The 6222-nt window shown below is 72.4% G+C and carries 6 protein-coding genes; 5 read left to right on the top strand and 1 reads right to left on the bottom strand.

Features of this window, described 5'->3' with window-relative positions:
* A partial coding sequence (locus OU415_RS37675; RefSeq protein WP_270954571.1) for a PAC2 family protein occupies positions 1 to 659 on the bottom strand: 659 nt, incomplete at its 3' end.
* A gap of 129 nt (positions 660 to 788) precedes the next feature.
* Between OU415_RS37675 and OU415_RS37680 the strand changes: the two genes are divergently transcribed.
* From OU415_RS37680 to hisG, 5 genes are all read left to right on the top strand, one after another.
* On the top strand, positions 789 to 3143 hold the full coding sequence (locus tag OU415_RS37680; protein WP_270954572.1) for a lysylphosphatidylglycerol synthase domain-containing protein: 2355 nt from the start codon (positions 789 to 791) through the stop codon (positions 3141 to 3143).
* Positions 3144 to 3288: 145 nt separating this feature from the next.
* Positions 3289 to 3978: an HAD family hydrolase gene (locus OU415_RS37685; protein WP_270954573.1), complete on the top strand. Its 690-nt coding sequence runs from the start codon at positions 3289 to 3291 to the stop codon at positions 3976 to 3978.
* Positions 3978 to 4949: a homoserine dehydrogenase gene (locus tag OU415_RS37690; RefSeq protein ID WP_270954574.1), complete on the top strand. Its 972-nt coding sequence runs from the start codon at positions 3978 to 3980 to the stop codon at positions 4947 to 4949. Before OU415_RS37685 ends, OU415_RS37690 begins: the two co-directional genes overlap by 1 nt.
* Positions 4950 to 5025: 76 nt before the next feature.
* Positions 5026 to 5289 carry a phosphoribosyl-ATP diphosphatase gene (locus OU415_RS37695; RefSeq protein WP_093346056.1) on the top strand — a complete coding sequence of 88 codons (264 nt, stop codon included), beginning with the start codon at positions 5026 to 5028 and terminating at the stop codon, positions 5287 to 5289.
* Positions 5290 to 5333: 44 nt separating this feature from the next.
* Positions 5334 to 6182 (top strand): ATP phosphoribosyltransferase, encoded by an 849-nt coding sequence (hisG, locus tag OU415_RS37700; protein ID WP_270954575.1) that lies wholly within the window; start codon positions 5334 to 5336, stop codon positions 6180 to 6182.
* Positions 6183 to 6222: the final 40 nt, after the last annotated feature.

Raw genomic sequence — 6222 nt, forward strand, 5'->3', positions numbered from 1 at the left:
ACGGTGAACACGCCGACCACGGCCACCACGAACGCCACCGCCCCGGTGCCCGCCTGGTTCAGCAGCGTCACCCCGACCGCTCGCGGTCGCCGCAGGCCCAGCCGCTCCATGTAGACGACGTTGATCCCGACGATGCCGGTCGGGCCCTCGTAGCGGGAGCGCTCCAGGCCGTACCGGGCCGCCGAGTCGGCGTCGTAGGCGGCGCCGGTGACCGGCACCGGGCGGGTGTGCGGGGCGTCGGCGAGCAGCGCACCCAGCGTCACCACGGTGCGAGCGCCGATCCGCTCGATCTGCTCGACCAGTTCGGCGCTGAAGGCGCGCCACCGCATGTTCGGTTCGATGCCGTGCACCAGCACCACGTCGTGCGCGCAGCCCGGCGGGCGGCAGACCGACAGCCGGGTGGTCGGCCAGGTCACCTGGCGGGTGATGCCGTCGACCAGCTTGACCGTGGGGCGGGTGACCTGGAAGTCGTAGTACGGGTCCGGGTCGAGCTCGCCCAGCGGTTCGGCGTCCCAGATGAGCTGCAGGTGCTCGATCGCGGAACTGGCGGCATCCCCGGCGTCGTTCCAACCCTCGAAACCGCAGATCACGATCGGATCGGTCAACTCGGGTGGTTCGGCGCGCGTGTGTTCATCGGTGTGTGCGTCGCGATCGGTCACTGACCCAGCCTACGACGCCGGGCCGACGCCAGCGCCGGACGTACCGGGCGCGCCTGGATCGCGATCCGAGGTCGGTTTGACGGCCGCAGCGGAGGGCCAGACCCTTGAGCTCGAGCGCCTGCGGAGCGGATGGCCGGAGTGGACCAGAACGAGCCGGGGATCTCCCCGCGATCGAGGTTGCGGCTGTCCATCGGACGGCGGCCGCGGGATCTTGCGCAGCTGGGTCTGGTCGGCGGTTTGCTGGCGCTGAGCGTGCTGCTCGTGCTGGTGCCGGCGAACCCGGTGGAGTTGGCGATCTACGACCAGCTGGGCCGGATCCCGGCGGTGTCGGATCTGCTGTGGGTGGTGCTGAGCTGGCTCGGCTCGTGGGCGGGCATCGCCGCGGTGACCGCGGTGGCGGCCTACTTCGGCTGGATCCGGGTGGCGTTGCTGTGCGCGGCGTCGGGCGCGGTGACCTGGGCGTTGGCGCTGCTCATGCACGAGGTGCTCGGGTTGCGCCAGCTGTCGCCGACCGGGCCGCCGGGCGGTCTGCCGTTCCCCGCCGAGGAAGTGGCGATCGTGACCGTGCTGGCCGTGATCGTCGCGCCTTACGTGGGTGGTTTCGCCCGCTACGCCGGGTGGGTGCTGGCGGTGCTCGTCGGCGTCGCCGTGGTGCACCTGGGCGGGCACCTGCCGCTGGCAGCGGTGGGCGGGGCGCTGCTGGGCTGGGGCGTCGGGACGCTGTTCCACGTGGTGTGGGGCGCGCCGGGGCGGCGGGTCTCCGACGCGATCGTCCGGGACGAGCTGGAGCAGGCCGGGCTGGCGCCGCTGTCGATCATCGCGCTCCGGCACCGGTTCCTGGAGCCGCGCGAGTTCGCCGTGCGGACCGAGGACGGGGCGACGCTGCGGGTCAAGGTGGTGCGGCGGATGAGCCGCCGCGCCGGTGCCTGGTACAAGATCAAGCGGCTGCTCGCGCTGCTGGACGTCCAGGACGAGCCGCGGCTGTCGACCCCGCACCACGAGGTCGAGCACGAGGCCTACGTGACGCTGCTGGCCGAGCGCGCGGGCGTGCGCACCCCGCCGGTCGTGCTGGCCTGCGACGTCGAGCACGCACCCGCGCTGCTGGTGGTGCGCCAGGTGACGGGCAGGCGGCTCTCGCACATGCGCGCGGAGGAGGTCGACGACGAGCTGCTGGCGGAGATCTGGGCGCAGCTCGCCGCGCTGGCCGAGGCCCGCATCGCCCACCACGACCTGCGGGCGAAGAACTTCCTGGTCGACGCGCAGAACCGGCCGTGGCTGCTCAGCTTCACCTTCAGCTTGGCCGGTGCCGGCCCGGCGCGCTGCGAACGGGACCTGGCCGAGGCGCTGGTGTCGATCGCGTCGGTGGTGGGCGCCGAGCGCGCCGTGCGCACCGCGATCGCCGCCCTGCCCGCCGAACAGCTGGAAGGCGCGCTGCGCAATCTGCTGCCGATGGCTCTGCCGCGGCGGATCCGAGCGCAGGCCCCGCACGGGCGGTTCCTGATGGCCGAGGTCCGGGAGGCGCTGGCCGACGGGCTCGGGCGGCCGATCCCGGGGTTCCGGTCGCCCGTCCGGCCGGTCACCGTGGTCGGGCTGCTGCTCATCGGCGCTGCGGTGTACCTGCTGCTGCCGGAGCTGTCGAGCATGAACGACGTGCTCGGGGCCGCGCGCCACGCCAACTGGGGATGGCTGGCGGTGGCGGTGCTGACCGGTTTCCTGGCGATCCTGCTGTCGTCGATCTCGGTGCAGGGCTCCAGCTCGGTCCCGCTGCCGTTCTGGCGCACCCTCGCGGTGCAGGTCGCCGCCGCCTTCACCGGCCGCACGACGCCCGGCGGCGCGGGGTTCTTCGGGATCAACGTCGTCTACATGGAGCGGCTGGGCCTGCGGCGACCGCTCGCGGTCGGGGTGACGCTGCTGAACCAGGCGGGCACCGGGGCGGTGGCGTTCGTGGTGGCCGTGGTCGGCGTGTTCACCGTCGGCCTGGCCGGGACGTTCACCCACCTGTCCATCCCGACCGGCTGGCCGGTGCTGGTGGGCGCGATGGCGGTGGTGGTGGTCGCCGTCGTCGTGATCGCGTCGCCGTTCGGGCGGCGGCGGATCGCGGCGCCGGCGCTGGAGGTCGGCCGGGAGCTGCTGGAGACCCTGCGCGATCCGATCCGCGCGCTCCAGCTGTTCGGCGGCGCGCTGGGCTACCTCGTGGTGTCGGGCCTGGGCCTGGCGGCGTCGCTGGCCGCGCTGCACCCGGAATTCTCCTGGGTGGGGGTGACGGTCGTGTTCATCATCGGCAACACCCTCGGCCACCTGGTGCCCTCGCCCGGCGGACTCGGCGCGGTGGAGGCGGTCCTGTTCGCCGGCCTCGGCGCGATGGGCGTCCCGGCGACGGCGGCGGTGACGGCGGTCCTGCTCTCCCGCCTCCTGACCTACTGGCTCCCGGTCCTGCCCGGAATCGCCATGTTCCGCTACCTCCAGCGCAAGGCCATCATCTGATCGGGTGGCCTTGATCGGTCGAGGCGCACTTCACCTCGCGAAACCAGCGACGAGGGATTGGACACTTTCGCTGGGGCGGGAGGGGTTCGCGGTGCTGTACTGGACGCCGACCTCGGTCCGAACCACCTCTGGAGGAGATCTCCGCGTGACCCGCGACGCCGGTCCGAACTCGCCCGCCGCCGTCCTGTTCGACATGGACGGGACGCTCGTCGACTCCGAGAAGCTGTGGACGATCGCGCTGGACGACTACGCCGCGCATCGCGGGGGTGAGCTCACCGACGCCACCCGGGAAGCCATGGTCGGCTCGAACATGACCCGCAGCATGAAGATGCTGCTCACCGACGTCGGCGTCCCGGCCACCGAGGACGAGATCGCCGCGGCCGCCGGCTGGGTGGCCGACCGGATGGCGGAGCTGTTCAAGCAGGGCCTGCCGTGGCGGCCGGGCGCGCAGGAAGCCCTGCGCGAGGCCCGCGCGCTCGGCGTGCCGGTCGCGCTGGTGACCTCCACGATCCGCTCGCTGACCGAGATGGCGCTGGAGACCCTGGGCCGCGACACCTTCGACCTCACCGTCTGCGGTGACGAGGTCGACGGGCACAACAAGCCCGAGCCCGAGCCGTACCTGAAGGCTGCTCGGCTGCTGGGCGTGGACGCGGCGGACTGCGTCGCCGTCGAGGACTCGCCGACCGGTGTGGCCAGCGCGGAAGCCGCCGGGTGCCTGGTGATCGCCATCCCGTGCGAGGTGCCGCTGCAGCCCGGCCCGCACCGGGTGCTGCACGAGTCCCTTCTGGACGTCGACTTCGGTGCTCTCGGCGAGCTGTTCGCACGAGCTGCGTGATGATCGACGTCCCGATCGTGCTGGCCGGATTCGGCCCGGTCGGCCGGGAGTACGCCGAACTCGTCCACCGCAACCGCGCGCAGTGGCGCGACCAGCACGGGGTCGACCTGCGGGTCGTCGCCGTCCGCGGCCGCAGCACCCAGACCGAGGTCGACGGTGCTGTGCCGCCGCGCGAGCAGTGGACCGACGCGGAGCCGCTCGCGGAACTCCTCGCCCGCACCGGAGCTCGAGTCCTTGCGCAGGCCGTTCCTTCCGACGGCGGCGATCAGCCGGGACTGGACGCGTTGCAGGCGCTCGACCAGGGCGCGCACGTCGTCACCGCCACCAAGTCGCACCTGCTCACGCACTGGAGCCGGCTCGACGAGGCGGCCCGCCGTGCTGGGCGCTCGGTCCGGATCTCCGGGGCCACCGGGGCTGCGATGCCCGCTGGTGACGTGGCGCGATCGGTGCTGCGCGGGTTCGACGTGGACGCCGTGCACGGTTGCCTCAACGGCACCGCGACGTTCGTCCTCGACCAGCTCGCGGAAGGGCGGACGCTGGATTCCGCCGTCGCCGAGGCGCAGCGCCGCGGCATCGCCGAAGCCGATCCGACGGCGGACCTCTCCGGCGCCGACGCCGCGACCAAGATGCGCCTGATCACCGGCCTGCTGTGGGGCTGGGACGTGGCGGACGTGCGGGTCGAGGCGGAACCGGTCGAGGAGCGGCGCGCCGTCGAACCCGGGCACCGGCTCCGGCAGGTCGCCAGCGCCCATCGCGACGAGCCGGGCCTGGTCCGGGTGGCCGTGCGAGCCGAGCCCGTCGGCAGTCCGCTCGGCGCGCTGGTCGGTCCGGAGAAGGCGGTGCGCTACGACTGCGGCGACGCCGGATCGGTCACCGTCTCCGGCGGGCGCTCCAGCCCGCGGGGCGCCGCCCGAGCGATGATCAAGGACACCATCGGCGCAGCGCTGGAAGCCACCGCGGGCCTGCGATGACCGCGTCGTACCAGAGTGTGGAAACCAGCGGGTCCGCCGTTCGGACCGCTCACCTGAGATGCAAGGATCGTGAACCGTGAAGACCTTCGACGAGTTGTTCGCCGAACTGCAAGAACGCGCCAGCACCCGCCCCGAGGGCTCGTCGACGGTTGCCGCCCTCGACGCCGGGGTGCACGCGCAGGGCAAGAAGGTGCTCGAAGAGGCCGGTGAGGTGTGGCTGGCCGCCGAGCACGAGTCCGACGAGCAGCTGGCCGAGGAGATCTCCCAGCTGCTGTACCGCCTCCAGGTCATCATGCTGGGGCGCGGCCTGTCCCTCGAGGACGTCTACCGCTACCTGTGAACCCACAGGTCCCCGAGAACGCAAGAAAGAAGGAGACTGCTCCCATGCTGCGCGTTGCAGTGCCCAACAAGGGCACGCTGGCCGGTCCCGCATCCGAGATGCTCGCGGAAGCCGGGTACCGGCAGCGCCATGAGCAGCGGGACCTGACGGTGCTCGACGCCGCCAACGACGTCGAGTTCTTCTTCCTGCGCCCCAAGGACATCGCGATCTACGTCGGCTCCGGCGAGCTGGACCTGGGGCTGACCGGTCGCGACCTGGCGCTGGACTCCGGTGCGGCCGTCGAGGAGCGGCTGGCGCTGGGCTTCGGCGGCTCGACCTTCCGCTACGCCGCCCCGGCCGGTCCGCGCGAGTGGACCGCGAAGGACCTGCAGGACAAGCGGATCGCCACCTCCTACCCGAAGCTGGTCACCGACGACCTGGCCCGGCACGGGGTGACCGCCGAGGTGATCCGGCTCGACGGCGCGGTGGAGATCTCCATCCAGCTCGGCGTCGCCGACGCCATCGCCGACGTGGTCGGCTCCGGTCGCACCCTGCGCCAGCACGGGCTGGTGGCCTTCGGCGACCCGATCTGCAAGTCCGAGGCCGTGGTGATCGAGCGCAGCGGTTCGGACGGCGACCCGGTCAAGGAGCAGCTGATCGCGCGGCTGCAGGGCGTGGTGTTCGCCCAGCAGTACGTGATGCTGGACTACAACTGCCCGCGCGACCTGCTCGACGAGGTCACCAAGATGACGCCGGGCCTGGGTTCGCCCACGATGGCGCCGCTGGCCGACGAGAACTGGGTGGCGGTGCGCGCCATGGTCCCCCGCAAGGAGGCCCCGGCCATCATGGACCGCCTGGTCTCCGTCGGTGCCAAGGCGATCCTGTCCTCGGACATCCGAGCCTGCCGCCTCTGACACCGGACGTGCGGGTGCGGGCTGGAGCTCGCACCCGCAC

It is taken from the genome of Saccharopolyspora oryzae (assembly GCF_027853915.1).
Classification (GTDB): Bacteria; Actinomycetota; Actinomycetes; order Mycobacteriales; family Pseudonocardiaceae; genus Saccharopolyspora; species Saccharopolyspora oryzae.